Below are 25,767 nucleotides of genomic sequence, written 5' to 3'. Positions count from 1 at the left end.
CTCGGGGATGGGAGAAGTCCCAGGTACGACCAGGGGTGGACGCGAAATCTCCGACCCTGGTCAGATGCCCCGCCCGGCACCCCCGCGATACGTTCTCCGCATGATGAGCCCAGCACGGCGGATGGTGTGGCGGCCGGTCGCCGAGGCCGGTGCGGCGGTGGCCCTGACCCTGTTCCTCGGCTACGCGCTCGTCGATCCGCCGGGGCCGTCCTCGTGGCTGCCGGTGTGGGCGGCCTGGCCGGTGGCCGCGGTCATGAGCCTGCCGGTCGCCTTCCGGCGGCGATGGCCCCAGGCCATGTTCGCCGTCGCGGGCTCGGCGGCCGTGCTGGCCACCGCGGCGGGCGCCGTGGCCGCCGGTGCCATCTGGGTGTCGTTCATCCCGGCGGCGCTCGCGCTCTACCTGGTCGCCTCCACCGCTCCGCTCGGCCGCTCGGCGGCTCTCCTGGCCGGATGCCTGTGCGCCGCGGCGGCCGCCGTACTGGTCTTCTACGCGCAGGTGCTGCCGACCCTGCCGCCCGCTCTCGAACGCACCGAGTTGCCTCCCTACCTTCCGGTCGAGGGCAGCGCGATCGGCATCTTCATGAGCGCCGCGTGGGGCATCGGCGTGATGGTCCGCCGCCAGCGGTTCCTGGTCGCCCGCCTGGCCCGCCACCGTGCCGAAGCCGCCGTCGCCGACGAGCGCAGGCGCATCGCCAGGGAGCTGCACGACATCATCGGGCACAGCATGAGCGTGATCGCCGTCAAGGCCACCGTGGCCAACCACGTGGCCGACCTCCATCCCCAGGAGGTGCGTGCCGCGATGGCGGTCATCGAGCAGACGAGCCAGAGCACGCTCACCGAGATCCGCCGGGTCCTCGGCCTGCTGCGATCCGACGGCGACCCGGACGACTCCCTGACGCCGGTGCCCGGCCTGGCCGACCTGTCCGGGCTGGTGGATCAGGCCACGTCGGCGGGGGTGGAGGTGGAGCTGAGCGTGCCCGCGGACGCGGCGTTGCCGTCCGCGGTGGCCCTGTCGGCGTACCGGATCGTCCAGGAGGCCCTGACGAACGTCGTCAAGCACGCGGCGCCCACCCGATGCTCGATCACCGTGCGGCTCGATAACGGACAAGCGGTGATCGAGGTCCGCGACGGCGGCCCACGGACGCCACGCGAAGCACGGTCGGCGGTCCCGGGCGGGCACGGTCTGGTCGGGATGCGTGAACGGGCGGTGATGTTCGGCGGCACGCTCAGCGCCGGGCCTCACACCGACGGCGGGTTCCACGTGGTGGCACGCCTGCCCTACGGTCCGGTGGGTGCCGCGGCATGACCCCGGCGGCCGCACAGCCGGCGTGGTCGTGTCCGGGGAGGCTGGGGGCGGTCGGCACGGGGTCGGGTGGCATGATCTGTTCGGCCCGGACGGGGTGGTGGCGTGAGCCTTGACGTGGTGAGGGAGTAGGTCGCTTGGAGGCACAGGAGGGGGCGGGCTCGTCCATCAAGGTCCTGCTCGCTGAAGATCAGGTGCTGTTGCGCGACAGCTTCAAGATGCTCATCGACAGCACGCCCGGGATGGTGACCGTGGGCGAGGCGGGCACAGGCGGCGAGGCGGTGCGGCTGGCCGGCCGGTTACGTCCCGACGTCGTGCTCATGGACGTGCGCATGCCGGAGATGGACGGGATCGAAGCGACCAGGCACATCTGCGGCTCCCCGCAGAGCTCCGGCACTCGCGTGCTGATCCTCACCACCTTCGACCTGGACGAGTACGTGTACGCCGCGCTGCGGGCCGGTGCGAGCGGCTTCCTCATCAAGAACACCACGGCGGCCGAGCTCCTGAGCGCGATCCGGGTGGTGGCCGGTGGGGAAGCCCTGCTCGCGCCGACCGTCACGCGCCGGCTCATCACGGAGTTCCTGCAGCGTGCCGCACAGGTTCCCGCGCCGCGCTCCCTCGACGGGGTCACTCCCCGCGAGCGCGAGGTGCTCACGCTCGTTGCCACGGGGCTGTCCAACCGTGACATCGCCGAGCACCTTCACCTCACCGTCGGCACGGTGAAGACGCACATCGGTCATCTCCTGGCCAAACTGGAGGCTCGTGATCGGGCGCAGCTCGTGATCGCGGCATTCGAGGCCGGGCTCGTGAGCAGCCCTTCCCGGAGCGATCGTCGGTGATGCGGGATCCGGCGCGGACATCGCGCCGGAGAGGGAGTGGGCGGAAGTGCCGGGCGGGAGGGGAAGGGCCCGGGCCTCAGGCAGGTCCGCGGGCACCTCAGGCAGGTCCGCGGGCTTCGGCGCCACCGCCCCGCCCTGGCGGCACGTCGAGCGATGCGGGGCGGGTGGAGGCTCCGACCTTGAGTACGCCCTGCGGGCTTCGGCGTCATCGGATCACCCGGTAGGTCGGTGTCACCGGATCACCCGGTAGGTCAGGTGGGTGACGAGGCGGGTGCCGGAGGGGGCGCCGAGGGGTTCGAGGGTGATGTCGCCGACGTTGTGGAGCAGGCGTTCGCCTCTGCCGAGGATGACGGGGGCGACGTGCAGGCGCAACTCGTCGATGTGGCCCGCCGCCAGGTACTGGTTCACCGTCGCGGCGCCGCCCGCGATGGCGATGTCGCGGTCGCCCGCGGCCTCGCGGGCCTGGGCCAGCGCCGACTCGATCCCGTCGGTGACGAACATGAACGTCGTGCCGCCCTTCTTCGGCAACGGCTCGCGCGGGTGGTGCGTGAGGACGAAGACCGGCGCGTGGTACGGCGGCTCCTCGCCCCACCAGCCGGTCCAGTTCAGGTCCCAGGCGCCGCGGCCGGGGCTGAACATGTTGCGGCCCATGATGAACGCGCCGGCCGCCGTGATGCTCTCGAGCACCGCTGCGTGCTGCTCGGCCTCCTCGAACATCCACTGGTGCAGGCGGTCGCCCACACCCTCGCCGAACGGCTCTTCCAAGCTCTGGTGCAGCCCTGCCACGAAGCCGTCGACGGACATCGCCATGTCGCACGTGACCTTGCTCATCTCACTGCCTCCTGCTGTTCGGGCGCCTGTCTGGCGCCGCCTTCACCATGAGGTCGGAGCCGCCCGGACGTCTTCTACACGCCGGCGGCACGAATTTCTGGGACTGTATGGGCGCGGGCGACTGCGTCAGGGAAGGGACGGCCTGGGTGGAGCATTGCTGCGCGGAGATGGCGACGCGTCTGGAGCATGCGTGCGACCTGCATCCGGAGCCCTTCGACTGCCCGGATGCGGTGGTGACCTTCCTCGCCGAGTACCGGGGCTACGGGCTGCCGATCCATGACGGGGGAAGCAGCTTCATCGCCATCCGGCACTGCCCGTGGTGCGGGGCGCGGTTACCGCAGCGGCTCGATGAGGAGTGGGAGGAGGAGGTACGCGCCACAGGATTCGATCCGGATGCTGAGGAGGGTGAGTTGCCGGCCGAGCTGAAATGGGACACCTGGCGCGAGGCTCGCCGATCGGTGTGATGACCTGGGTGGTTGATGCGGGCGCCGCTGTCTCTTGGGTGCGGCACCGTCCCCGTACATGCGGCACCGTCCCCGTACGTGTGCTGCGGTGTCACTTCTTGACGGTGCTCCAGAAGCGGTACTGGTGGTCCTCGACGAAGTCGGCGCGCTTCCAGGTCCCACTCGTCAGCGACTGCACATGCCACCCCGCCTCACCACGATCATCCCGCAGAACGGCCCAGCTCTGCTCGCCGTCACCGTTGGGGTCGCCGGTGCGGGCGAAGCGCGTCCAGGTGGCGATCAGGCGGTCGGCGAGGCGGGTCTGCTGGGGCGACAGCTTCTCGAACAGGGCCAGGTCGAACAGGTAGGGCAGTTCGGCCATGTGCTGGGCGGCGGCGGGGAAGCTCGGCTTCGGGTAGCCCGCGTACCAGGGAGTCCGCTGCTCGGCGAACTCGAACATGCGCGTGGAGGTCCAGCGGGACAGGGCGCGGGCGGTGTCGAGGGTCGGCGCCGACCAGGTCGAGTCGGTCTTGAGCGTCGCCAGGGTCCTGCCCGCCGACTTGCCCAGGGGGTAGCGCCGCAGCACGGCGGCGGCGTTCCCGCCGTACGCCTGCTCGACGGCGGGCCGGTAGGCCGCGGCGGCCATGGGCTTGCCGGTGGCCAGCTCCAGGCCGAGGATCATGCCGTTCTCCTCGTCGTGATTGACGCCGACGAGGACGGGGACACGGTTGAAGCGGCCCGTGCGCAGGGCCTGGTCGACGGGGAGCGGCAAGGAGGGCGTGCCGCTGTACGGGCGCGGCTCCCGCTCGGTGCCGTAGGCGTCCAGGAGCTTGGCCATGGGGAGCTCGCGCAGGCAGCTCGCCACGTCGGGGGCGTCGGCGCAGCCGGCCTTCTCGATGACCTCCGTGCTCTCCGCCAGCGCCTCGGCCTCGGTGCGTGAGGCTTCCCCGCAGGGTGCGCTCTGGATGATCGCCCGCTGGAACAGGCCCGCGGAGGCGGGGGAGGCGAGGTGGCCGCAGACGGCGAAGCCGCCGCCGGACTGGCCCATGATCGTCACCTTGCGGGGGTCGCCGCCGAACGCCGCGATGTTCTTGCGCACCCAGCGCAGTGCCGCGCGCTGGTCGTCCAGGGCCAGGCCGCCGGAGTCCGGCAGCGACGGGTGGGTCAGGAAGCTGGTGACGCCCAGGCGGTAGTTCATGGACACCACGACGGCGCCGCCGGCCGCCAGCCGGTCTGCCCGGTACAGGTCGCCCATGCCGTACATCAGGCTGCCGCCGTGGATCCACACGATGACCGGTAGCTTGCCGCGCTTGCCCGCGGGGGTGGTGACGTTGAGGTTGAGGCAGTTCTCGTCGGTGCTGGGCTTGCCGATGGGGTAGCCGACCGGTTGGGCGCACACGTTGCCGGGCTTGGTGGCGTCTCGGGTGCCCTTCCACGCGGCGATGGGGGCCGGGGCGGCGAAGCGGGCGGCGGTGGCGTACGGGATGCCCTGGAAGGTGCGCACCTGCGGGCCGGTGGTGCCGCGGACGGCGCCGTCGGCGGTCCTCACGACGGCCGAGGCCGAGGCAGCTGCGGAGCCGGAGGCCGACGAGGCGGAGGCGTAGGAGCCGGGGCCCGAGGACGCGGAGGAGCCGGGGCCCGAGGAGGCGGCGGCTGGGGTGCCGTACGGGGTGAGCAGTGCCAGGCCGAGGCCCGCCGACGCGATCATCTGCTTCTTCATGGTCGTTCTCCCTGTCGATCAAGCGATGGCAGAACCCTAGCCCACATTTGCACGATCGCGCAAAACGAACGCGCAAAACGAATGCATCAAACGTTCGTGCTAATCTGTTGGTACGGTGTAGCCCATGGGAAACCGTGAAGACCTGCTCGCGGGCGCCAAGCGCTGCCTGCGCGAGCAGGGATACGACCGCACCAGCGTCCGCGACATCGCCGCCGCGGCCGGCGTGAGCACGGCGGCGATCGGCTACCACTACGGCTCGCGGGAGGCGCTGCTCACTCAGGCGCTGTTCGGCCTGCTGGACGAGTGGGGCGACAGCCTCGGTCGCGCGCTGGCCCCTGAGGCGGGCGACGACGCGGTCCGCGCGTACGAGCGCATGTGGGAAGGGCTCGTGCGGCAGTTCGCCGAGCATCCGGACCTGTGGCTGGCCACGGTGGAGCTGTTCCTGCAGGGGCGGCGGCAGCCCGAGCTGCGCTCCAGGGTGGCCGAGGGCATGGCGGAGGGCTGGCGTGGCATGGGCGCGATCCTGGAGAGCGTGCCGGAAGAGAGCGTGTCCGAGCGGTCCGCTCGCACTCTCGGGATGGTGCAGACGGCGTTGATGTCCGGGGTGATGATCCAGAGTCTGGGCAATCCGGAGAACGCGCCCAGCGCGGCCGAGGTCCTGGAAGGGCTGCGGGCGCTGGCGAAGCTGGCGGGTCCGGCGGACTCCTGACGGGGCTCCACCGGGTCTCTGCCGGGTCTCCAGCGGGTCTCCAGCGGGGCTCCACCGGGCCTCCTGGCGATGCGAAGGTCCGGTGGAGCACTGGCGGGCTGTCCACTGGATCTCCGGACGATCCGAAGGTGGTTCAGTAAGGTCGCCCGCGATGGCGATCACGAACCGTCCACGGATTCGGGTACGTTCCTGAGACACCGCAGGCGACGGACGGGCCGGCGTTCGAGCCTGCCCGCGACCATCCGCCCCTCCGCGCCGCGCTCACCCGGCTGGAGCGGGCGCACGGCACCAGCGAGGCGCAGGGATCGGCGAGGCGCACGGGATCAGCGAGGCGCACGGGTTCGCGACCGGGCGGATCAGGGAGCTGGGCGCGGTGCTGCGGCACCCCCCACGGACAGCCCGCCGAGCTCGGCGGGCACGTGCTCAGCTCGTGCGGGCGTTACCCCGCGGTCGGCGGTCGGCGGTCGGCGGTCGGCGGTCGGCGGTCGGCGGTTGGCGGTCGGCGGCTGGTGGCTGGTTGCTGGTGCGGTGGGATGGGAGGGGAGGCGGTGGAGGTGTTCATCCGGACGCCGCGCAGGACGCCGCATGAACCGGCCCTTTCCGTCAGGTGGCTATTTGCCGGGCGATGAGGCATTAGGTGGACAACAGGGATTCGGCCATCAGATATTGGAGGGAACGCGAAGGACGGTGTTGTATGCATGCACGCCTTGACCATCTCGTCTGCTGGGTCTCCGACCCCCGCGCGTCCCTGGACTTCTACGAGCAGGTGATCGGCCTGCCCGGGGTCCGGGCCGAGGAGTTCCGCGACGGGATGGCGCCGTTCCCCAGCGTGCGGATCGCGCCCGAGACCATCCTCGACCTGATGGCGTACGAGGCGATGCGCGGCGTGGACGAGGGCACCGGCGTGAAGGGCAGCGCCGGGCACCCGATCAACCACTTCTGCCTGGCGGTCGGCAAGGACGACTACGACGCGCTGCAGGTGCGGCTGAAGCAGCACGGCGTGGAGATCACCGGCGGCGGCGCGAACTCGTTCGGCGCCCAGGGCATCGCGCCCGAGACTATGTTCTTTCCCGACCCGGACGGGAACGTGATCGAGGTCCGATACTACGAGTGAGCCTGGCCCGCACGGTCCTGCGCAGCACCGGCCCCAGGTCGTCCAGGACCGTCACCAGCGCGGCCAGCTCCTCCAGGGCGTCCAGCGCCTGGGCCGCGCCGTCGGCGTCGACGCCCTCGTAGAGCTCCAGCCCCACGAACGCCGCCGCCGTCGCCTTGGCCAGCCCGGTCACGTCCACGAACTCCGCCAGGGGCGAGCTCGCCAGCACCCGGCCCAGCGCCTGCTCCACCTCGGCCATCCACAGTTCGAGCCCCTTCACGACCGCCGCGGCCAGCTTCTCGTCGGTCTGGCTGCCCGCCAGGAGCTGGGCCAGCGCCGCGACGCTGCCTTCCGCGCGCTCCTGCGCGTGCAGCTCGCGGCCGAGGTCGAGCAGCTCGCGCAGCGAGGTCACGGCGGCGAAGCGGTCGCGGTAGAGGGGGATGCGCTGCTGGGCGCCGTGCTCGCAGGCGGCGGCCAGGAGCTGGTCGACGCTGCCGAAGTGGTAGAAGACGAGAGCCTGGTTGACGCCCGCGGTCGCGGCGATCGTACGGGCGGAGGCGCCGGCCATCCCCTGCTTCTTGAGCGTTTCGAGCGCCGCGTCGAGCAGCTTCGTACGTGTGTCGGCCACCGGGCTCCCTCGAGCGTTCACAGGCGGGCCACCTCCCGCCTGGGCCTCACGCTAGCGGGAACGCCGTGCGCCGCGACGTCCACGTACGAGGCGGTGAAGCTGCCCCAGTAGCCGAAGATCCGGCCGAGCAGCGGGTTCGACACGGTGACCGCGATCCTGAAGCGCCCGGCGCGGTCGTCGTAATGCTCGGTGACCAGGGCGGTGCCGGTGGCGGCGGCCGGGATGCGGACGGCGAGCGGGCCCTCCAGGAGGCGTTGCGGGCCCGAGCGGATGACCAGGCCGCCGCGCTCGTCCACCGACAGGGCGAGCGGGGTGGCGATGTGCTGGTGGGTGCCCAGGTAGTCGACGACGCGGGCGCCGGCCTCGTCGTAGATCATGGTCGCGTCGAAGCGGCTGAGGGGGAAGGTGCGCACGAAGGTGACGGTCTCGCGGCCGTGCGAGTCGGTGTACGGGTAGTTCTCGATCCGGAACGGGACGTCGCGGCCGGTGTCCTTGATGAGGATGTTCCTGAGGCCGCCGAGCGTCAGGAACGGGCGGACGGCGGGGCCGGCGTTCCAGACGCGGCGCATGACCCCCTCGCCTATGCAGGCCTCGCCGCTGTCGAGCCCGACGCCGAAGCGGCGCTGGAGCTGGGGGTGGAGGCGGGCGAAGTCGGGGCCGAGCGCGCGCTGGAAGATCGAGGGCATGGTCGCTCCCGTGGATGCTCGATGGGACGGCGTAGGCAGCGGCGGGCCGCTGGGGTGCCCGGCAGGGGCGGGACGGCGACGGCGAGCGCCGCCGCGGCCAGTGCGGGCAGGGGCCCGAGCAGCCAGGCGGCCAGGCCGACGGCGGCCGTTCTGGTCGCCGCTTCCGCCAGGGCCTGGAGGAGGGTGCGCACGGGCGATCTACCGGTCTCCAGCCACAGGCGCAGCCGGTCGAACGACCAGGCGGTGGCCCACCACATGAGCCGGGGCGGCAGGACGTGCGGGCGGTAGTCGTAGGAGGTGAGGAAGCGGATCCCGGCCGGGGTGGGCAGGTAGCGCCAGTAGCCGGAGCCCGCGCGGATCGGGGAGAGCGGGTGGTCCGAGCCGAAGCGGAGTGCCGAGGTGCAGGTGCCGTCGGAGGCGTGCCGGTCGCCCGTGTGCACGCCGACGCCAGTGATGCCGAGGGTCGAGTAGCGGAACCTGCGCTCGGACAGGCGCTTGATGCTGCCGAAGCGCAGGTCCCAGCGCTCGTGCCGGGCCGGATCCTGGGTGGCCTGCCACAGCGCCTCCAGGTCGGCCCTGATCAGGATCTCGATGTACAGCCGCATGACCCCTCATCGTGAGATTTGAGCGATCGCTTAAGGCGACTATAAGAGTGTTTGAGCGATCGCTCAAGACGCTCGGAAGTGTCGGCGGGTTCTGGTACACAGGCGGCATGGGTGTCACCGTCGATGAGTTCCTGAAACTGCTGGACGAGCTGCCCGACGTGCGGATGAGTCACGGCGGCGAGTGGGTCGGCCTCAAGGTGCACGACAAGGGGTTCGGCTACCTGTGGGAGGCGACCGAGACGGTCGGGCTGAAGGCGACGATCGAGGAGCAGATCGCGCTGGTCAGCGAGCGGCCCGAGGTGTTCGAGGTGCAGTTCACGGCCGGGCGGTTCGGTTGGGTGGTGGTCCACCTCGACAGGATCGACGCGGAGGAGCTGTTCGAGCTGATGGCCGAGGCGTGGTGCCTGACCGCACCCAAGCAGCTCGTGGACGACTTCGAGGCGACCCATCCGATCGGGAAGAAGGTGCAATCCGGGTAATCTCCGACATTGTGACCCCTGTGAACGTGCGGCTGCGGGAGTGGCGCGAGGCCGACGCGCCCGTCGTGCTGCGTGCCTTCCAAGCTCCCGACCTGCGCCGCCAGGCTCCCTGGCCCGTCGTCACGCTCAAGGACGCCTCGGGCTGGATCGCCTCCTGGGAAGGGGTGGGGCACGCCTTCGCCGTGGTCGAGGGCGAGCGGGTCGTCGGGAACGTGGCCGTGACCAAGCTCGACTCCCATGGCAACGGCTGGGTGTCCTACTGGGTCGTGCCCGAGGCCAGGGGGAAGGGGGTCGCGGTGGCGGCCACCGAGCTGGTGGCGCGGTGGGCGTTCGACGAGCGCGGGCTCTACCGGCTGGAGCTGGGGCACCGCACGAACAATCCGGCCTCGTGCCGGGTCGCCACGAAGGCCGGGTTCCTGCCGGAGGGCATCGAGCGGGGCAAGCTCTGCTACGAGGGCGTCCGGTACGACGTGGAGCGGCACGCCCGCCTGGCCACCGACTGATCGGGCCGCGCTGTCGGTCGGCGAGGGCCGGTCGCCTGGCGTCGCGCGTGCGGGCTGAACTACGCTGTGGCGGGTGGACAGCGAGAGTCTGGCCGCGGCCGGGCTGTTGGAAGCTCTGAGCCGGGCGTCGGAGATTCTCGCCGAGTTACGCCATCCGTTCGTGAGAAGCGAGCAGTTCTCCTATTTCTTCCCGCCGGCAGGCGCCCGCGTCGGCACCACCTTCGTGCTGCCCGACGGCCGCGAGGTCAGGTTCGAGGTCTCCATCGCCGCGTCCGGCAAGGCATTTCACGTGGAGGGCGGCATCCAGGCCGAGGCGGAGACGCTGCTGGAGCTGCCCCGCAAGAGCGTGCCGGACATCGAGGAAGGGCTGGCCGCGTTCGACGACTACGCGGGGGAGGTGGCGGCGCCGGCGGAGCGGCTCATCGGGCAATTGCTGGAAGAATTGTCTGACAACTAGACGAATGCTGTCTGGTTGTCTGACAATGGGTCCATGAGGAATGGACCGCTTGCCGTCGTGGGTGCCTCCGTGCTCTGGGGGACCGCGGGCACGGCCGGGCTGCTGGTGTCCGCCGACTCGGTGGCGCTGGCCGCCGCCCGGCTCGTGATCGGAGGCGCCGCGCTGGCGCTCGTGGCCGGGGCCGGGCTGTGGAAGGCCGTCAGGCCGGGGCTGTTGCTGGGGGCCGTGGCGGTGGCCGCGTACCAGCTCTGCTTCTTCGCGGCCGTCAGCCGTACCGGGGTGGCCATCGGCACGGTGGTCGCGATCGGCAGCGGGCCGGTGTTCACCGGGCTGCTGTCCTGGGTGCTGCACGGGCGCAGGCCGACGAGGCGGTGGAGCGCGGCCACCGCGGCGGCCATCTGCGGATGCGCGGCGCTGATCGTGGGCGGCGGCGCCGACGCGGGCGCGCAGGTGGTCTCCGGCATCGCGCTCGCGCTGCTGGGCGGGCTGCTGTACGCCTTCTACGCCGTCATGGCGGCCCGGGCGATCGGCCAGGGCGGCCAGTCGAACGCGGTGATGGGGGTGATGTTCGGCGGCGCCGCGCTGATCATGGTGCCGGTGCTCGCGGTCAGCGGCGTCGCCTGGATGGGCGAGCCGCGGGCGCTGCTCGCCGTGCTCTACCTCGGGCTCGGCACCACGGCCCTGTCCTACTTCCTGTACGGCCGGGGCCTGCGCACCACGCCCGTGGCCACGGCCGCCACGCTGTCGCTGGCCGAGCCGGCCGTGGCCGCGCTGCTCGGGCTGGTGGTGCTGGGCGAGCGGCTGGCCCCGGTCTCGATCGCCGGGCTCGTGCTGCTGGGGCTGAGCCTGGCGGCGGTGGCCGTACCGGAAAGGACGCGAGAAAGGGAGCGTATGCCGGAAAGGGAGCTAGAGTCGCAGCCGTGACGTTGCCGCTCAGACCCGTCTCCACCGTCGGTGCGCTCGCCGACGCCCTGCGCAGCAGGGTGTTGTCCGGCGAGATCCCGCCCGGCACCGCGCTGCCCGAGCAGGAGATCGCCGCCTCGTACGGCGTCGCCAGGCCGACCGTGCGGGAGGCGCTGGCGAGCCTGGTCCACGAGGGGCTGCTCAGACGCGAGCGCAACCGCAGTGCCTATGTCCCGGAAGTGACGCTTTCGGACCTCGAAGATCTCATGTACGTCCGCCGCCCCCTGGAGGACCTCATGGCGCGGGCCGTGGCCGGCAGGACGGTGCCGGGTGCGGAGGCGGCGCTGCACCGGATGGCCGCCCTGCCCGCGGACGCGCCCTGGTCGGAGGCCGTGGCCGAGCACATGGCCCTGCACCAGGCGCTCATCGAGGCCGTCGGCAGCCCGCGGCTGGAGCGGCTCTACGGCGTGCTGGCCGCCGAGACCCGGCTCGGGCTGGTGCGGCTGCGCGAGGTCTACGAGGACAGGGACGTGCTGGTCGCCGAGCATCGCGAGCTGCTCGACGCCATCGCGAACGGCCCGGAGGAGGCCGCGCGGGCGGCCGTCGCCGCGCATCTCAGCCACTCGTGGGGCGGCGACGGCCGAGTACATCGGCACCTTTGAGTGCGAACCCTTGCGGGACTGCCCCGTAACTCGCAAGAATCGCGGCCATGCACGGCAACCCGATGCCGGACTCCTACGTGTATGTCACGGAAGAGGGCGTCACTCGTCACTATGCGGACGGTAGCGTCGAGGCCCTCGCCTGGGAGGACGTGGTGGAGGTCCGTGTTGTCACGGAATCAGGGGAAGACGTCCTCTATATCCTTCTCGACCGCGACGGAGAGGGCTGCGTCGTGCCCCGCTCCGCCACGGACGCGACGTTTCTCGCCCGGTTGCGTTACCTCCCGGATTTCGACCTCGACCGGCTGACCCTGGCCGCCGACTCCGCGCACGACGGCGTCGTGGTGGTCTGGCGCAGCCCCGACCCGCCGTCGGCGCTGCCGGACCTGGAGTACGACTAGCCCTTCATAAATCGGCAACCTGCAGAAATATCGCAGTAAATCTGGCATTTCCCTTGTCAACTGCTGCCACTTGTGGACCGTTCCGTCAAGCCCCCGCAGGCCCTGGCAATCGTCCGAATGTGGACATTTGCCGGTATTCCTCATGCCGGAATCGATCTTTACTCTTTAGTGGGGGCCGCCGCCCTTGATTGTGCGTGGGACTTGTCAACCCATGTGGTTCAAGGAACGTCAAGTTATCGCGGTGCACAGAGTTGTCAGGGTGGTGCTATGAGGGTGGGGACTGGGGAGTCCGCTGTCGTGCTCCTCGAGGCCGTACCGCGCCGCGCGTCGAGCATCTGGACGCGTGCGTACTTACGGCTCCTGTTATCGGGTGACACGGCGTGCGCGCTGCTCGCGTGCGTGTGCGTGCTGGGCATCCGGCTGATCGCCGGCGCGTACATTCCGACGGTCGAGTTCCTGCTGGGATTCGGCCTGGTCATCGCCTGGCCCATCGCGCTGTGGATGGGCGGCGCGTACCGCCAGCGCGCCAACGGCGAGGGAACGGAGGAGTTCAAGGCCGTACTGAACGGCGGCATCGGGCTGATGGCGGCCGTCGCCATCATGGCCTACGCCACGCAGACCGCCATCGCGCGCAGCTTCGTGATGGCGATGTTGCCGCTGGCCCTGCTCGCGACGCTCTACTACCGCTACCGGATGCGCAAGCGGCTGCACCGGCGCAGAGCGGTGGGCGACTACATGCGCCAGGTGATCGCGGTAGGGCACCGGGAGTCGATCCTCGACCTGGTGATGCAGTTCAGGCGCCAGCCGTACCACGGGATGCAGGTGGTGGGAGCCTGCCTGCCGGGCAACGCCATGGACGTGGACCTCGACGGCATCCCGGTGCTCGGCGACTTCGGCGACGTGGCCACTGTCGTCCAGCGGGAGCAGGTCGACGCCGTGGCCGTGCTGGCCTGCCCGGAGCTGGACGGCGCCGCGCTGCGCCGGCTGGCGTGGAGCCTGGAGACCGCGCGCACGGACCTGTTCGTGGCGCCCGCGCTCCTCGACGTGGCCGGGCCGCGGATCAGCATCAGGCCGGTCGCGGGCATGCCGCTCCTGCACGTGGAGCATCCCGAGTTCGGCGGGATGCGGCAGTTCGTGAAGACCGTCTTCGACCGCCTGGTGGCGGGGGTCGCGCTGCTGGTGCTCGCGCTGCCGCTGCTGGCGATCGCGCTGGTCATCCGCCTGACCAGCCCCGGCCCCGCGCTCTTCTACCAGACCAGGGTCGGCAAGGGCGGCAAGGAGTTCCGTCTGGTGAAATTCAGGACCATGGTGGTCGATGCGGAGCGGCTCAAGGGCGCGTTGCTCGAAGCGAACGAGTTCGACGGAGTGCTCTTCAAGATTAGGAACGATCCAAGGATCACCAGGGCAGGCGCTTTCCTCCGGAAATACTCCCTCGACGAGCTGCCCCAGCTGCTGAACGTCCTGCGCGGCGAGATGTCGCTCGTCGGCCCGCGCCCGCCGCTGCCGGAGGAGGTCGCCGAGTACGGCACCGACGTCCGGCGCCGCCTCGTGGTCAAGCCGGGCATCACCGGGCTGTGGCAGGTCAGCGGGCGTTCCGACCTGACGTGGGAGGAGTCCGTACGCCTCGACCTGCGCTACGTGGAGAACTGGTCGCTCATCCTCGACCTGCAGATCCTGTGGAAGACCTGGTCCGTCGTCACCCGTGGAGAAGGGGCTTACTAGCGGTGAAAGCACTCGTGCTCGCCGGGGGGTCGGGCACCCGGCTACGCCCCATCACGCACACGTCGGCCAAGCAACTGGTCCCCGTCGCCAACAAGCCGGTCCTGTTCTACGGCCTGGAGGCCATCGCGGAGTCCGGGATCCAGGAGCTCGGCCTGGTGGTCGGGGACACGCACGCGGAGATCGAGGCGGCCGTGGGCGACGGCTCGGCGTTCGGGCTGCAGGTGACGTACCTGCGGCAGGAGGCCCCGCTCGGGCTGGCCCACGGCGTGCTGATCGCCCGCGACTACCTGGGCGACGACGACTTCGTCATGTACCTCGGCGACAACTTCGTCGTGGGCGGCATCAACGACCTGGTCGACCGGTTCGCCAGGGAACGCCCCGCCGCGCAGATCATGCTGACCAAGGTCGGCGACCCGCGCCAGTTCGGGGTGGCCGAGCTGGACACCGAGGGGCGCGTGATCGGCCTGGAGGAGAAGCCCGAGCGGCCCAAGAGCGATCTGGCGCTGGTCGGCGTCTACCTGTTCAGCCCGGCCGTCCACGCGGCGGTGGCGGAGCTCAAGCCGTCGTGGCGGGGCGAGCTGGAGATCACCGACGCGATCCAGTGGCTGATCGAGGCGGGGGAGCGCGTCGAGTCCTCGGTGATCTCCGGCTACTGGAAGGACACCGGCAACGTCACCGACATGCTGGAGGTCAACCGGCTCGTGCTGGAGTCGGTCGAGCCCAGGATCGACGGGCGGGTGGACGCCGCCAGCGAGCTCATCGGCCGGGTCGCGATCGAGCCGGGCGCGGTGGTCGAGCGCTCGCGCGTGGTCGGCCCGGCGATCATCGGCGCCGGCGCCCGCATCCAGGACAGCTACGTCGGCCCGTACACCTCCATCGGCGCCTCCTGCGCCGTCAACGGCAGCGAGATCGAGTACTCGATCGTGCTGCCCCGCGCCTCCATCGCCGGGGTGGGCCGCATCGAGTCGTCGCTGATCGGCCACGACGTCGAGGTCACCCCGGCGCCCAACACGCCCAAAGCCCACCGTCTCGTACTGGGCGATCACAGCAAGGTACAGATCAGTTCATGACAAGAATTCTGGTCACCGGTGGCGCGGGATTCATCGGCTCCCACTTCGTCCGGAACCTCCACGAGTCGACTTCTGATGCGCCCGGGTCCGGCGCGGCCGTCACGGTGCTGGACAAGCTGACGTACGCCGGCAACCGCGCCAACCTCGACGGGGTGCGGCACGAGTTCGTGCACGGGGACATCTGCGACGCCGAGCTGCTCGCGCGGGTCGTCCCCGGCCACGACCTCGTGGTCAACTTCGCCGCCGAGTCGCACGTGGACCGGTCGATCGAGGGCGCCGCCGAGTTCATGCGCACCAACGCGCTCGGCACCCAGACGCTGCTGCAGGCGTGCCTGGAGGCCGGGGTGCCGAAGGTGGTGCAGGTCTCGACCGACGAGGTGTACGGCTCGATCGACATCGGCTCCTGGGACGAGGCCGCGCCGGTGCGGCCCCGGTCGCCGTACGCGGCGTCGAAGGCGAGCGGGGACCTGATCGCCCGCGCGTACGCGATCACGTACGGGCTGAACGTGTCGATCACCCGCTGCGGCAACAACTACGGGCCCAGGCAGTACCCCGAGAAGCTCATCCCGCTGTTCGTCACGAACCTGCTGCGCGGCAGGAAGGTGCCGCTGTACGGCGACGGCGGCAACGTGCGGGACTGGATCCACGTCGAGGACCACTGCGCGGGCATCCGCCTGGTCGCCGAGAAGGGCGAGCCGGGCGAGATCTACCACATCGCGGGCACGGCCGAGCTGACCAACAAGGAGCTCACCGCGCGCCTGCTCGAAGCCTGCGGCAAGGGCTGGGACATGGTCGCGTACGTGGCCGACCGCAAGGGCCACGACCGCAGGTACTCGCTGGACGACTCCAAGCTGCGGGCGCTGGGCTACCGCCCTGAGATCCCGTTCGAGCAGGGGCTGAAGGACACCGTCCGCTGGTATGCCGCGCACCGCGACTGGTGGGGCCGCGATGGATCCGCAGCGTAGCGAGGACTCGATCGCGGTCTTCTCCGAGCGGAGCTCGGCGATGGGACAGGGGATCGCCCGATCAGGCCGGGAGGCCGCATGAGGTGGCTCATCACGGGGGCGGGCGGAATGCTGGCCGCCGACGTCCTCTGCAGGACCGCGCTGACGGGCGAGCCGGTGCTCGCGCTCGGCCGGGCCGACCTGGACGTGCGTGACAGGCGGGCGGTGCACGACTTCGTCTCCGCCTACCGGCCCAGGGCCGTGCTGAACTGCGCGGCCTGGACCGCGGTGGACGACGCCGAGACGCACGAGGCCGAGGCGCTGGCGGTCAACGGGGACGCCGCCCGCTGGCTGGCCGAGGCGTGCGACCGGATCGGCGCCCGGCTCGTGCACGTGTCCACCGACTACGTCTTCGACGGGGCGGCGGGCCCGCCGTACACCGAGGACGCGCCGACGGGGCCGGTGAACGCCTACGGCAGGACCAAGCTGGCGGGCGAGCGGGCGGTGCTGGAGCTCGGCCACTACGTGGTGCGCACCGCCTGGCTGTACGGCGCCCACGGCGCGAACTTCGCCACCACCATGATCAGGCTGGCCGGGGAGCGGCCCATCCTGGACGTGGTGGACGACCAGCACGGCCAGCCCACCTGGACGGCCGACCTGGCCGACTACCTCGTCCGGCTGGCGCAGTCGGACCTGCCGCCGGGCGTCTACCACGGCACGAGCGCGGGGGAGACGACCTGGTGCGGGTTCGCCAGGGAGATCTTCACGCTGCTGGGCCAGGACCCGGAGCGGGTGCGCCCGGTGCCGACCTCGGCCTTCCCCCGCCCGGCCCGGCGCCCGGCCAACAGCGTGCTGGCGCACACCCGGGGGGAGCCGATCCGGCACTGGCGCGCCGCGCTGCACGCGGCCTGGCCCGTCCTGTCGAGGAGCCGTCAGTGCAGCGTGGCGTAGAACTCCTGGCAGGCGGCGTGGTCGGGCAGCAGCCCGGCCCTGAGCGCCTCGTCGAGCGTGGGGGCCTTGGCGTCCTTCTCCGAGAGCACGGGCTCGATGCCGGCCGGCCAGGCGATGCCGAGCGCCGGGTCGAGCGGGTGCACCCCGTGCTCGCGGGCCGGCGAGTACGGCTCGGAGCACAGGTACATCACCGTGGCGTGCTCGCTCAGCGCCATGAACCCGTGCCCGAGGCCCTCGGCCACCAGGACGGCGCTCCTGCTCACGTCGTCCAGTGTCACGCCCTCCCACCGGCCGAAGGTGGGCGAGCCCGTGCGCAGGTCCACGACGACGTCCATGACGCTGCCGGACAGGCACATCACGTACTTGGCCTGCCCCGGCGGCACGTCGGCGAAGTGCACGCCGCGCAGCACGCCGCGGGCCGAGACGGAGCAGTTGACCTGTGCCAGGTCGAACCGCCGCCCGGGCAGGTCGGCGGCGCGGAAGGCCTCGTAGAACGAGCCGCGGGGATCGGAGTGGACAGGCGGCGTGTGGCGCCAGACGCCATCGATGCCGAGGGGATCCATGGGCTGACAGTAACGAGATCACCGGCCCTCGCGAAATATCAATCTCTTGGAGCGTGCGAATGATGACTTGCCGGTTATGCGGCTCGGACGATCTCACCGGCGTGGTGGACCTGGGGGCGACGCCGCCCTGCGAGCGGATCCTCACGGCCGACCAGCTCGACGAGCCCGAGGTGACCTACCCGCTGCACCTGCGCGTGTGCACGTCGTGCTGGCTCGCGCAGATCCCGCCGTTGATCACCCCGGAGGAGACGTTCACGGACTACGCCTACTTCTCCTCCTACTCGGCCTCCTGGGTGGAGCACGCCCGCGCCTTCGTGGCGGGCCTCGACCTGCGGCCGGACTCGTTCGTGGTGGAGGTGGCCAGCAACGACGGCTACCTGCTGCGGCACGTGGTGGAGCGCGGGGTGCGCTGCCTGGGCGTCGAGCCGTCGGTGAACGTCGGCCAGGCCGCCAGGGAGCGCGGCGTGCCGACGGTGACGGCGTTCCTGACGCCCGAGAGCGCGCAGGCGGTCGTGGCGGAGCACGGCAAGGCCGACTACGTGGTGGCCAACAACGTCTACGCGCACATCCCCGACGTGATCGGCTTCACCGAGGGGCTGCGCACGCTGGTCGCCGACGACGGGCTGGTCTCGGTCGAGGTGCAGCACCTGCTCACGCTGATGCAGCTCAACCAGTACGACACGATCTACCACGAGCACTTCCAGTACTACACCGTCGCCTCCGCCCAGCGGGCCCTGGCCACCGGCGGGCTGACGCTGGTGGACGTGGAGCTGCTGACCACGCACGGCGGCTCGATCCGGCTCTGGGCCGCGCCGTCGGGCGCCCCGTCGCAGCGGGTGTCGGACGTGCTGGCGATGGAGAAGGCCGCCGGGCTGCACGAGATCTCCGGCTACATCGACTTCACCGAGCGGGTGGCCAAGGTCCGGCGCGACCTGCTGGGCTTCCTGATCACCGCTGCCGAGGAGGGCAGCACGGTGGTCGGGTACGGGGCTCCCGGCAAGGGCAACACGCTGCTCAACCACTGCGGCGTCCGGCCCGACCTGCTGCCGTACACGGTGGATCGCAACCCGTACAAGCACGGCAAGTTCACCCCCGGCGCGCGCATCCCGATCTTCGAGCCGGAGCGCATCGCCGCCGACAAGCCGGACTACGTGCTCGTCCTGCCGTGGAACCTGCGCGACGAGCTGATCGACCAGCTCTCCTACATCCGCGACTGGGGCGGCCGGCTGGTCTTCCCCATCCCCACGCTGGAGGTCGTGTGAAGGTCGTGCTCTTCTGCGGGGGTTACGGCACCCGCATGCGTACGGGCGCCGCCGGCGACGCGCCGAAGCCCATGCAGCTTGTCGGTCCCCGGCCGCTGATCTGGCACGTCATGCGCTACTACGCGCACTTCGGCCACAAGGAGTTCATCCTCTGCCTCGGCTACGGGGCCGAGCAGATCAAGGAGTTCTTCCTCCGCTACGAGGAGACCGCCTCCAACGACTTCGTGCTGCGCGGCGGCGACGTCGAGCTGCTGGGAGCCGACATCTCCGACTGGACGATCTCGTTCGTCCACACCGGCGTCGAGTCGTCGATCGGGGAGCGGCTGCGCCGGGTGCGCGACCATCTCCAGGGCGACGAGATGTTCCTGGCCAACTACGCCGACGTGCTCACGGATGCGCCGCTGCCGGAGATCATCGAGCGGCTGGAGAAGTCGGGCGCCGGTGGCGCGCTGATGGCCGTGCCGCCGCCGGGGACCTTCCACTGTGTGGAGATCGCCGAGGACGGGCTGGTGGGCCAGATCACCGCCGTCACCGAGATGCCGCTGTGGGTGAACGGGGGATATTTCGTCTTACGTCAGGAGATCTTCGACCACATCCCCGAGAACGGCGACCTGCTCGTGGACGGCTGCAAGGAGCTGGCCAAACGCGGGCGGCTGATGGCCTACCCCTACCGCGGCTACTGGCGGCCCACCGACACCGTCAACCAGCGCATGGAGCTGGACCGGGCCTACTCCCGCGGCGACCGCCCCTGGGCCCTGTGGGAGCGGGCGTGAACCGGCTCTTCCCCAGCGGCCTGAGCCGCGTCGCGCTGCTCGCCGCCCACTGCGACGACCTGGCGATCGGCGCGGGCGGCACCCTGCTGGTCATGTGCACCGCGCACCCGGGCATCCAGGTGGACGCCCTGGTGCTCTCCGGCGGCGGGACCGCGCGCGAGGAGGAGGAGCGCAACGCGCTGGCCGCCTTCTGCCCGGACGCCGACCTGCGCGTGACCGTGGCCAAGGTGCCCGACGGCCGGCTCCCCGCCCACTGGGACGAGGCCAAGAACGCGGTCGAGGAGCTGCGGATGCGGACCGAGCCGGACCTGATCCTGGCGCCGCAGGCCGGCGACGCGCACCAGGACCACCGGGGGCTGGCGCGACTGGTGCCCACCGCGTTCCGCGACCACCTCACGCTCGGTTACGAGATCCTCAAGTGGGACGGCGACCTCGGCCGGCCCAACGCCTACCAGCCGCTCGACCTCGCGCTGGCCGAGCGCAAGGTCTCCCTGCTCTGGGAGCACTACCCCTCCCAGCGCCACCGCCCCTGGTTCGACAGGGAGGCGTTCCTCGGGCTGGCCAGGATCCGCGGCATCGAGTGTCACGCACGCTACGCGGAGGCCTTCTACCTGCACAAACTCGCTCTAGATCTAGCTGGAGGCTGATCGACATGCGTGTCTTACTCACGGGGCACCAGGGCTATCTCGGCACGGTCATGGCACCCATGCTCGCCAAGGCCGGCCACGAGGTGACGGGCCTGGACTCGGGGCTGTTCGCCGAGTGCGTGCTCGGCCCCGTGCCGGACGACCCGCCGGGGCACCGCGTGGACCTGCGCGACGTGCCCGCGAACGTGCTCGAAGGCTGCGACGCGGTGATCCACCTGGCCGCGCTCTCCAACGACCCGCTCGGCGCGCTCGCGCCCGAGCTGACCTACGACATCAACCACCACGCCTCCGTCCGGCTGGCCAGGCTGGCCAGGGACGCCGGTGTGCGCCGCTTCCTGTACGCCTCCACCTGCTCGGTCTACGGCGCCTCCGGAGGCGACGACCTGCTCGACGAGGACGCCCCGCTGCGGCCCGTCACCCCGTACGCCGAGTCGAAGGTGCGCGTCGAGGACGAGCTGGTCGACCTGGCCGACGACGACTTCACCCCGGTGTTCCTGCGCAACGCGACCGCGTTCGGGTTCTCGCCCCGGCTGCGCGCCGACATCGTGCTGAACAACCTCGTCGGCCACGCCCACCTGACCGGGCAGGTGCGCGTGCTGTCGGACGGCACCCCGTGGCGGCCCCTGGTGCACGTGGCCGACATCGCCGACGCCTTCCTGGCCGCGCTGGCCGCGCCGCGCCAGGCCGTGCACGCCAGGGCGTTCAACGTGGGCGGCGAGCTGAACAACCTGACCGTGGCCGAGATCGCCGAGCACGTCGTCGAGGCGGTGCCCGGCTCCGAGCTGATGATCACCGGCGAGACCGGCGCCGACCCGCGCTCCTACCGGGTCTCGTTCTCGCGGATCCGCGAGGCGCTGCCCGGTTACCACGCCCGCTGGACGGTGAAGGCGGGCGCCGTCGAGCTGGCCGACGCCTACCGCTACCACGGCCTGACCGCCGGGGACTTCCGCCAGCGGTTCACCCGGCTGGCGTGGCTGGCCGACCGCCGCAAGGCCGGGACCGTCTCCGAGGAGCTGCGCACGTGACCGGGGAGGAGATGCACGCCCTGGTGGAGCGGCTCTACCCGCTGTGCCGCTCCATCACGGGCGACGGCGTGCGCGCCACGCTGGGGATCGTCGGGGAGCTGCTGGAGCTGGACGTGCACGAGGTGCCGACCGGGACCCAGGTGCTCGACTGGACGATCCCGCAGGAGTGGAACATCCGCGACGCCTACATCAAGGATCCGGCGGGGAACCGGGTGGTGGACTTCCAGCGGTCGAACCTGCACGTCGTGGGCTACAGCGTGCCGGTGTCGGCCACCATGACCCTGGCCGAGCTGCGGCCCCACCTGCACACGCTGCCCGGCCGGCCGGACCTGGTGCCCTACCGGACCTCGTACTACGCGCCGACGTGGGGGTTCTGCCTGAGCCAGGACACGCTCGACGGGATGGGCGAGGGGCCGTACGAGGTGGTGATCGACTCGACGCTGGCCGACGGGCACCTGACCTACGCCGAGCACGTCGTGCCGGGGCGCACCGACGACGAGGTGCTGATCTCCTGCCACGTCTGCCATCCGTCGCTGGCCAACGACAACCTGGCCGGGATCGCGGTGGCCACGGCGCTGGCCCGCAGGCTCAGGGAGCCGCGTCTCACCTACCGGTTCGTGTTCGCGCCCGGCACGATCGGCGCGATCACCTGGCTGGCGCGCAACCGGGAGAGCACCGGGCGCATCAGGCACGGGCTGACGCTCGCCTGCGCCGGTGACCGGGGGGCGCTGACGTACAAGCGCAGCAGGCGCGGCGACGCGCCCGTCGACCGGGTGATGGCGGCCGTGCTGCGCGACCGGCCGCACACGATCGTGGACTTCTCGCCGTACGGCTACGACGAGCGGCAGTACTGCTCGCCCGGCTTCGACCTGCCGGTCGGCAGCCTGACCAGGACGCCGTACGCCGGATACCCCGAGTACCACACCTCGGGGGACGACCCGGGCTTCGTCTCGCCGCAGGCCATGGCCGACACGCTGGAGACGTTGTGGTCGGCGGTCGAGGTGCTGGAGCACGACGGCCGATACCAGAACCTGAGCCCGTACGGCGAGCCGCAGCTCGGCAGGCGCGGCCTGTACGGATCTCTCGGCGGACGCAGTGACACGAAACAGGCGCAGCTGGCGATGTTATGGGTGTTGAACCTGTCGGACGGCGAGCACAGCCTGCTGGACGTCGCCGGCCGCTCAGGCCTGCCCTTCGGCGCGGTCGCCGAGGCGGCCGCCGCTCTGGAGGGTGCGGGCCTGCTCAAACGGGTGGGGGAGGGCGCATGAACCTGCGGGTGGGGGACCTCGTCGAAGTGCGGAGCGCGGCGGAGATCCTGGCCACGCTGGACGAGCGGGGCGAGCTGGAGAACCTGCCGTTCATGCCGGAGATGCTGGCCTACTGCGGGCGGCGGATGACCGTGCACAAGGTCGCGCACAAGCTGTGCGACACCATCAGCCGCAGCGGCATGCGGCGCATGGACAGCGCGGTGCACCTGACCGGCGCGCGGTGTGACGGCGGCGGGCACGGCGGCTGCCAGACGGCCTGCTCGCTCTACTGGAAGGAGGCGTGGCTCAAACGGGTCGATCCGGACGAGCCCGTGGCTCGCCAGATCCCGGAGGAGCGGCTGCTGAAGCTGCTCGACGCCAACACGCGCAAGGGCCCGGACGGCTACTCCTGCCAGGCCACCGAGCTGCTGCGGGCCGCGCCCGCCTGCCTGCCGTTCCGCGACCTCGGCCAGTACGTCACCGACGTGCGCAGCGGCAACGTGGGCGTCGGCCGGACCGTCCGCACCTTCCTGGTCGGGCTGTTCAACCGCTTCCAGGACCTCAGCAAGAAGGTGCTGCCGCGCCGCCTGTGGATCAGGCGGGGGCTGCGCTGGGGCTTCATCGAGGGCCGGGCCGGGAAGAAGACGCCGACGGCCACGCTGGACCTGAAGGTGGGCGAGCTGGTCAGGATCAGGTCCAAGCAGGAGATCCTCGACACGCTCAACGACGACCTGCTCAACCGCGGGATGGGCTTCGAGGAGGAGATGGCCCGCTACTGCGGCAGGACCGCGCGCGTACGGGCCAGGGTCGAGCGCTGCCTGGACGAGAAGACCGGCCGGATGCTGACCATGAAGAGCCCGTGCATCATCCTCGACGATCTCGTCTGCGAGGGCGTCTACAACGCCAACTGCCCGCGCGAGTTCGTGCCGTTCTGGCGGGAGATCTGGCTGGAGAGGGTCGAGACTTCGTGAGTGAGGTCGGCGACATCGGCCGCAAGGCCGGTCGCGGGCTGCGCTGGAGCCTGCTGGGCAACCTGGTGATGAAGGCGGGCTCGTTCGTGATGAGCCTCGTCCTGGCCAGGTTGCTGGTGCCCGAGGACTTCGGCGTGTTCGCGATCGCGCTGGCTGCCACCCAGTTCGTCATCTACATCAACGACGCCGGCGTGATCGCGGCGACCGTGCAGTGGCGGGGCAGGCTGGAGGAGATCGCGCCCACGGCCACGGTCGTGGCGATCCTGTCGAGCTTCGCCCTCTACGCGCTGTTCTGGGTGATCGCGCCGTTCTACGCGCGGCTGGCCGGGAGCGAGGACGCCATCTGGGTGATCCGTATCCTCATGGCCACCAACCTCGTCTACGGGCTGACAGCGGTGCGCAGCGCCGCGCTCATGCGCCGGTTCGAGCAGGACAAGCTGGCCCTGGCCAACCTGGCGGGGTTCGTCGCCAACGCCGGCGTCTCCATCACGCTGGCCGCGAACGGCGCCGGGGCCTACAGCTTCGCCTGGGGGCAGCTCAGCGGTGGCGTGCTCACCGGCGTGCTGGTGGTCGCGCTGGCGCGCGTGAAGATCGAGCTCGGCTTCGACCGTGCGCAGGCCGCGCGGCTGCTGCGGTTCGGGCTGCCGCTGTGCGTCAGTCTCGGCATCGAGGGCCTGCTGCTCAACGTGGACTCGGTCATCGTCGGCGACGTGCTCGGCCCGGCCTGGCTGGGCTTCTACCTGCTCGCCTTCAACATCTCCAGCTGGGTGCCTGGCCTGATCGGGACCGCCATCCGGTACGTCGCGCTGCCCAGCTTCTCGCGCCTGGTGGAGGAGGGGACCGAGGCCGTGCGGGAGGGCGTGCGGCAGTCCGTCCCGCTGCTGGCGGGCATGGTGCTGCCGATCGCGGTGCTGATGGGCACGCTGGCCCCCGCCGTCGTGGAGTTCCTGTACGGCACGAACTGGCTGCCCGCCGCCCAGGTGCTGCGTTTCCTGGCCGTGGTGATGGCCGTGCGCATGCTGACGCTGCTCATCACCGACATCCTGGCCGCGCTCGGCCGGACGAAGGCGACCATGTGGGTGAACCTGTGCTGGGCCGTCGCGCTGGTGCCCGCGCTGCTGGTGGGCGCCCGTCTCGACGGCATCGAGGGCGCGGCCGTGGCGCACGCGGTCGTCGCCGTGGTGGTGGCGCTGCCGCTGCTGGGCGTGGCCCTGCACCGCTCCGGGGTGCCGGTGGGACTGGTCGGCGCCGGGCTGGCCAGGCCGCTGCTGGGCGCGGCGGCGGCCGGCGTGGTCATGGTGGCGCTGGCCACGGTGATCGACGGCGCCTTCTTCGAGCTCTGCGTGGCCGGAGGCGCGGGGTTGCTGCTGTTCGTGCTGGTCGTGGTGCCGCGCGCGGTGCTCAAGCGGCTCGTACGCCAAGGGAGGGCGCATGCACGAATCTGACCTCGTATCGATCGCGCTGCCGGTGCGCAACGGGGCCGGCCGCCTGGAGGCCGTGGTCCGCTCGGTGCTGGCGCAGGACCATCCGCGCATCGAGCTGGTCATCTCCGACAACGCCTCCACGGACGGCACCGAGGAGCTCTGCCGCGACCTGGCGGCGGCCGATCCCAGGATCGTCTACCACCGGCACCCGCAGAACGTCGGCCTGCTCGGCAACTTCATGCACGCGGCCCGCATCTCCAAGGGCGCGTACGTGCGCTGGATCGGTGACGACGACCGGCTGGAGCCCGACTGCGTCTCGGCGGCCCTGGCCGTCTTCGCCGCGGACGAGCGGCTGATCCTCGTCACCAACCAGGTCTCCTACACAGGACCCGACGGGGAGGTGACGGTGCCCTACACCGGCACCCGGCTCGGCTCCGACGATCCGGTGGAGCGCTTCGCCGAGATGCTCAGGCTGCTCAACGAGAGCCCGTACCTCATCGACCCGCTCTACGGGTTGCTGCGGCGCGAGGCCGCCGTCGGCATCCCGCGGCGCAACATGCTGCGCGAGGACGAGGTGTTCGCGGCCAAGCTGGCGCTGTCGGGGCCGTGGGCGCACGTCCCCGCGGTGCTCTCGCACCGCAACTGGCGGCTGGAGCGGATCGGCCGCATCGCCCGGCGCCTGGACGTGCCGTCCTGGCAGTCCCACCTGGCCAACACGCTGCAGTGCAGGGAGCTGCTGAGATGGGTGCGCGACGCGGAGCTGACCGAGGAGCAGCGGCGGCGGGCGCGCTCCGAGGTGATGCGCATGTACGCGCGGCGGCAGCGGCGCACGCTCGCGCACCGCGGCCGCAAACTGCTATCTCTGGTCGGTTTGGTGTAACACGTCCGATGGGCAGAGCGATTTCCCGT

The 25,767-nt window shown here is 71.1% G+C and carries 29 protein-coding genes; 23 read left to right on the top strand and 6 right to left on the bottom strand.

All coding sequences use genetic code 11. The annotated features are described in order from the left end of the window. Positions 1-100 precede the first annotated feature (100 nt). Both HD597_RS48305 and HD597_RS48300 read left to right on the top strand, forming a co-directional pair. On the top strand, positions 101-1,306 hold the full coding sequence (locus HD597_RS48305) for a sensor histidine kinase (RefSeq protein ID WP_253753701.1): 1,206 nt from the start codon (positions 101-103) through the stop codon (positions 1,304-1,306). Positions 1,307-1,440: 134 nt separating this feature from the next. Then, positions 1,441-2,142, top strand: coding sequence for a response regulator (locus tag HD597_RS48300; RefSeq protein ID WP_276083209.1), 702 nt, complete (start codon positions 1,441-1,443; stop codon positions 2,140-2,142). 231 nt (positions 2,143-2,373) lie between these two features. Here HD597_RS48300 and HD597_RS48295 read toward each other — a convergent pair whose 3' ends face one another. After that, on the bottom strand, positions 2,374-2,973 hold the full coding sequence (locus HD597_RS48295) for a dihydrofolate reductase family protein (RefSeq protein ID WP_253753699.1): 600 nt from the start codon (positions 2,971-2,973) through the stop codon (positions 2,374-2,376). Positions 2,974-3,080: 107 nt separating this feature from the next. On the opposite strand from HD597_RS48295, the gene HD597_RS48290 reads away from it, so the two are divergent. After that, positions 3,081-3,437 (top strand): DUF6980 family protein, encoded by a 357-nt coding sequence (locus tag HD597_RS48290; protein WP_372513571.1) that lies wholly within the window; start codon positions 3,081-3,083, stop codon positions 3,435-3,437. Between the two features lie 91 nt (positions 3,438-3,528). Here HD597_RS48290 and HD597_RS48285 read toward each other — a convergent pair whose 3' ends face one another. Next, positions 3,529-5,136: a carboxylesterase/lipase family protein gene (locus HD597_RS48285; protein WP_253753695.1), complete on the bottom strand. Its 1,608-nt coding sequence runs from the start codon at positions 5,134-5,136 to the stop codon at positions 3,529-3,531. Positions 5,137-5,260: 124 nt separating this feature from the next. On the opposite strand from HD597_RS48285, the gene HD597_RS48280 reads away from it, so the two are divergent. Both HD597_RS48280 and HD597_RS48275 read left to right on the top strand, forming a co-directional pair. After that, the gene (locus HD597_RS48280) at positions 5,261-5,845 is read left to right on the top strand and encodes a TetR/AcrR family transcriptional regulator (protein ID WP_253753693.1); all 585 of its coding nucleotides are present in this window, start codon (positions 5,261-5,263) and stop codon (positions 5,843-5,845) included. A gap of 694 nt (positions 5,846-6,539) precedes the next feature. After that, positions 6,540-6,959, top strand: coding sequence for a VOC family protein (locus HD597_RS48275; protein WP_253753691.1), 420 nt, complete (start codon positions 6,540-6,542; stop codon positions 6,957-6,959). Here HD597_RS48275 and HD597_RS48270 read toward each other — a convergent pair. From HD597_RS48270 to HD597_RS48260, 3 genes are read right to left on the bottom strand one after another with little or no spacing between them, the layout of a single operon-like run. Next, positions 6,904-7,566 (bottom strand): TetR/AcrR family transcriptional regulator, encoded by a 663-nt coding sequence (locus tag HD597_RS48270; RefSeq protein ID WP_253753689.1) that lies wholly within the window; start codon positions 7,564-7,566, stop codon positions 6,904-6,906. The two genes, HD597_RS48275 and HD597_RS48270, sit on opposite strands and share 56 nt — an antisense overlap. A 17-nt stretch (positions 7,567-7,583) precedes the next feature. Continuing rightward, positions 7,584-8,252: a DUF4166 domain-containing protein gene (locus tag HD597_RS48265; RefSeq protein ID WP_253753687.1), complete on the bottom strand. Its 669-nt coding sequence runs from the start codon at positions 8,250-8,252 to the stop codon at positions 7,584-7,586. Next, complete coding sequence (locus HD597_RS48260; protein WP_253753685.1) at positions 8,147-8,857, bottom strand: hypothetical protein; 711 nt, start codon at positions 8,855-8,857, stop codon at positions 8,147-8,149. The genes HD597_RS48265 and HD597_RS48260 overlap by 106 nt, the downstream gene beginning before the upstream one ends. Positions 8,858-9,021: 164 nt before the next feature. Between HD597_RS48260 and HD597_RS48255 the strand changes: the two genes are divergently transcribed. The 10 genes from HD597_RS48255 to rfbD all read left to right on the top strand — a co-directional run bounded on the left by HD597_RS48255 (position 9,022) and on the right by rfbD (position 16,946). Next, on the top strand, positions 9,022-9,336 hold the full coding sequence (locus HD597_RS48255) for an MmcQ/YjbR family DNA-binding protein (RefSeq protein ID WP_372513649.1): 315 nt from the start codon (positions 9,022-9,024) through the stop codon (positions 9,334-9,336). Positions 9,337-9,347: 11 nt separating this feature from the next. After that, positions 9,348-9,839 carry a GNAT family N-acetyltransferase gene (locus tag HD597_RS48250; protein WP_253753681.1) on the top strand — a complete coding sequence of 164 codons (492 nt, stop codon included), beginning with the start codon at positions 9,348-9,350 and terminating at the stop codon, positions 9,837-9,839. A 73-nt stretch (positions 9,840-9,912) separates the two neighbouring features. After that, a complete protein-coding gene (locus HD597_RS48245; protein WP_253753678.1) occupies positions 9,913-10,296 on the top strand; it encodes a hypothetical protein in 384 nt (127 codons plus the stop codon). Between the two features lie 33 nt (positions 10,297-10,329). Continuing rightward, entirely contained in the window at positions 10,330-11,220 is an 891-nt protein-coding gene (locus HD597_RS48240; protein WP_253753676.1) for a DMT family transporter, read from the top strand. After that, positions 11,217-11,861, top strand: a complete 645-nt coding sequence (locus tag HD597_RS48235) for a GntR family transcriptional regulator (RefSeq protein ID WP_253753675.1) — start codon at positions 11,217-11,219, stop codon at positions 11,859-11,861. Before HD597_RS48240 ends, HD597_RS48235 begins: the two co-directional genes overlap by 4 nt. A 47-nt stretch (positions 11,862-11,908) precedes the next feature. Beyond that, the gene (locus tag HD597_RS48230) at positions 11,909-12,259 is read left to right on the top strand and encodes a hypothetical protein (RefSeq protein WP_148433120.1); all 351 of its coding nucleotides are present in this window, start codon (positions 11,909-11,911) and stop codon (positions 12,257-12,259) included. A 267-nt stretch (positions 12,260-12,526) separates the two neighbouring features. After that, positions 12,527-13,981, top strand: a complete 1,455-nt coding sequence (locus HD597_RS48225; protein WP_253753673.1) for a sugar transferase — start codon at positions 12,527-12,529, stop codon at positions 13,979-13,981. Positions 13,982-13,983: 2 nt separating this feature from the next. Next, positions 13,984-15,051, top strand: a complete 1,068-nt coding sequence (locus HD597_RS48220) for a glucose-1-phosphate thymidylyltransferase (protein ID WP_253753671.1) — start codon at positions 13,984-13,986, stop codon at positions 15,049-15,051. After that, entirely contained in the window at positions 15,048-16,016 is a 969-nt protein-coding gene (gene rfbB / locus HD597_RS48215; protein WP_253753669.1) for a dTDP-glucose 4,6-dehydratase, read from the top strand. The genes HD597_RS48220 and rfbB overlap by 4 nt, the downstream gene beginning before the upstream one ends. Before the next feature lie 78 nt (positions 16,017-16,094). After that, positions 16,095-16,946, top strand: a complete 852-nt coding sequence (gene rfbD / locus HD597_RS48210) for a dTDP-4-dehydrorhamnose reductase (protein ID WP_253753667.1) — start codon at positions 16,095-16,097, stop codon at positions 16,944-16,946. Here rfbD and HD597_RS48205 read toward each other — a convergent pair. After that, entirely contained in the window at positions 16,928-17,509 is a 582-nt protein-coding gene (locus HD597_RS48205; RefSeq protein WP_253753665.1) for a dTDP-4-dehydrorhamnose 3,5-epimerase family protein, read from the bottom strand. The two genes, rfbD and HD597_RS48205, sit on opposite strands and share 19 nt — an antisense overlap. Positions 17,510-17,568: 59 nt before the next feature. Between HD597_RS48205 and HD597_RS48200 the strand changes: the two genes are divergently transcribed. Genes HD597_RS48200 through HD597_RS48165 form a run of 8 tightly spaced genes read left to right on the top strand, consistent with a single transcriptional unit; the run spans position 17,569 to position 25,738 of the window. Continuing rightward, entirely contained in the window at positions 17,569-18,771 is a 1,203-nt protein-coding gene (locus HD597_RS48200; RefSeq protein ID WP_253759785.1) for a class I SAM-dependent methyltransferase, read from the top strand. Further along, positions 18,768-19,544 (top strand): sugar phosphate nucleotidyltransferase, encoded by a 777-nt coding sequence (locus tag HD597_RS48195; RefSeq protein WP_253753663.1) that lies wholly within the window; start codon positions 18,768-18,770, stop codon positions 19,542-19,544. Before HD597_RS48200 ends, HD597_RS48195 begins: the two co-directional genes overlap by 4 nt. After that, positions 19,541-20,191: a PIG-L deacetylase family protein gene (locus HD597_RS48190; RefSeq protein WP_253753661.1), complete on the top strand. Its 651-nt coding sequence runs from the start codon at positions 19,541-19,543 to the stop codon at positions 20,189-20,191. The genes HD597_RS48195 and HD597_RS48190 overlap by 4 nt, the downstream gene beginning before the upstream one ends. 5 nt (positions 20,192-20,196) lie before the next feature. Then, complete coding sequence (locus HD597_RS48185) at positions 20,197-21,216, top strand: NAD-dependent epimerase/dehydratase family protein (RefSeq protein ID WP_253753659.1); 1,020 nt, start codon at positions 20,197-20,199, stop codon at positions 21,214-21,216. Then, positions 21,213-22,484 carry a DUF4910 domain-containing protein gene (locus HD597_RS48180; RefSeq protein WP_253753658.1) on the top strand — a complete coding sequence of 424 codons (1,272 nt, stop codon included), beginning with the start codon at positions 21,213-21,215 and terminating at the stop codon, positions 22,482-22,484. Before HD597_RS48185 ends, HD597_RS48180 begins: the two co-directional genes overlap by 4 nt. Then, on the top strand, positions 22,481-23,434 hold the full coding sequence (locus HD597_RS48175; RefSeq protein ID WP_253753656.1) for a hypothetical protein: 954 nt from the start codon (positions 22,481-22,483) through the stop codon (positions 23,432-23,434). Before HD597_RS48180 ends, HD597_RS48175 begins: the two co-directional genes overlap by 4 nt. Next, positions 23,431-24,879 (top strand): oligosaccharide flippase family protein, encoded by a 1,449-nt coding sequence (locus tag HD597_RS48170; protein ID WP_253753654.1) that lies wholly within the window; start codon positions 23,431-23,433, stop codon positions 24,877-24,879. Before HD597_RS48175 ends, HD597_RS48170 begins: the two co-directional genes overlap by 4 nt. Continuing rightward, the gene (locus tag HD597_RS48165; RefSeq protein WP_253753652.1) at positions 24,866-25,738 is read left to right on the top strand and encodes a glycosyltransferase family 2 protein; all 873 of its coding nucleotides are present in this window, start codon (positions 24,866-24,868) and stop codon (positions 25,736-25,738) included. Before HD597_RS48170 ends, HD597_RS48165 begins: the two co-directional genes overlap by 14 nt. Positions 25,739-25,767 lie beyond the last annotated feature (29 nt).

The organism is Nonomuraea thailandensis, assembly GCF_024172165.1.
Lineage (GTDB): Bacteria > Actinomycetota > Actinomycetes > Streptosporangiales > Streptosporangiaceae > Nonomuraea > Nonomuraea thailandensis.
This window is presented reverse-complemented; position numbering and strand designations above follow the sequence as displayed.

What these genes read in the sequence shown, in the direction of transcription:
- HD597_RS48305 (WP_253753701.1), top strand. Translation starts at nt 101, where the DNA reads ATGATGAGCCCAGCACGGCGGATGGTGTGGCGGCCGGTCGCCGAGGCC.
- HD597_RS48295 (WP_253753699.1), bottom strand. Translation starts at nt 2,973, where the DNA reads ATGAGCAAGGTCACGTGCGACATGGCGATGTCCGTCGACGGCTTCGTG.
- HD597_RS48290 (WP_372513571.1), top strand. Translation starts at nt 3,081, where the DNA reads ATGGGCGCGGGCGACTGCGTCAGGGAAGGGACGGCCTGGGTGGAGCAT.
- HD597_RS48285 (WP_253753695.1), bottom strand. Translation starts at nt 5,136, where the DNA reads ATGAAGAAGCAGATGATCGCGTCGGCGGGCCTCGGCCTGGCACTGCTC.
- HD597_RS48280 (WP_253753693.1), top strand. Translation starts at nt 5,261, where the DNA reads ATGGGAAACCGTGAAGACCTGCTCGCGGGCGCCAAGCGCTGCCTGCGC.
- HD597_RS48275 (WP_253753691.1), top strand. Translation starts at nt 6,540, where the DNA reads ATGCATGCACGCCTTGACCATCTCGTCTGCTGGGTCTCCGACCCCCGC.
- HD597_RS48265 (WP_253753687.1), bottom strand. Translation starts at nt 8,252, where the DNA reads ATGCCCTCGATCTTCCAGCGCGCGCTCGGCCCCGACTTCGCCCGCCTC.
- HD597_RS48260 (WP_253753685.1), bottom strand. Translation starts at nt 8,857, where the DNA reads ATGCGGCTGTACATCGAGATCCTGATCAGGGCCGACCTGGAGGCGCTG.
- HD597_RS48255 (WP_372513649.1), top strand. Translation starts at nt 9,022, where the DNA reads ATGAGTCACGGCGGCGAGTGGGTCGGCCTCAAGGTGCACGACAAGGGG.
- HD597_RS48240 (WP_253753676.1), top strand. Translation starts at nt 10,330, where the DNA reads ATGAGGAATGGACCGCTTGCCGTCGTGGGTGCCTCCGTGCTCTGGGGG.
- HD597_RS48230 (WP_148433120.1), top strand. Translation starts at nt 11,909, where the DNA reads ATGCACGGCAACCCGATGCCGGACTCCTACGTGTATGTCACGGAAGAG.
- HD597_RS48225 (WP_253753673.1), top strand. Translation starts at nt 12,527, where the DNA reads ATGAGGGTGGGGACTGGGGAGTCCGCTGTCGTGCTCCTCGAGGCCGTA.
- rfbB (WP_253753669.1), top strand. Translation starts at nt 15,048, where the DNA reads ATGACAAGAATTCTGGTCACCGGTGGCGCGGGATTCATCGGCTCCCAC.
- rfbD (WP_253753667.1), top strand. Translation starts at nt 16,095, where the DNA reads ATGAGGTGGCTCATCACGGGGGCGGGCGGAATGCTGGCCGCCGACGTC.
- HD597_RS48205 (WP_253753665.1), bottom strand. Translation starts at nt 17,509, where the DNA reads ATGGATCCCCTCGGCATCGATGGCGTCTGGCGCCACACGCCGCCTGTC.
- HD597_RS48200 (WP_253759785.1), top strand. Translation starts at nt 17,569, where the DNA reads ATGATGACTTGCCGGTTATGCGGCTCGGACGATCTCACCGGCGTGGTG.
- HD597_RS48185 (WP_253753659.1), top strand. Translation starts at nt 20,197, where the DNA reads ATGCGTGTCTTACTCACGGGGCACCAGGGCTATCTCGGCACGGTCATG.
- HD597_RS48175 (WP_253753656.1), top strand. Translation starts at nt 22,481, where the DNA reads ATGAACCTGCGGGTGGGGGACCTCGTCGAAGTGCGGAGCGCGGCGGAG.
- HD597_RS48165 (WP_253753652.1), top strand. Translation starts at nt 24,866, where the DNA reads ATGCACGAATCTGACCTCGTATCGATCGCGCTGCCGGTGCGCAACGGG.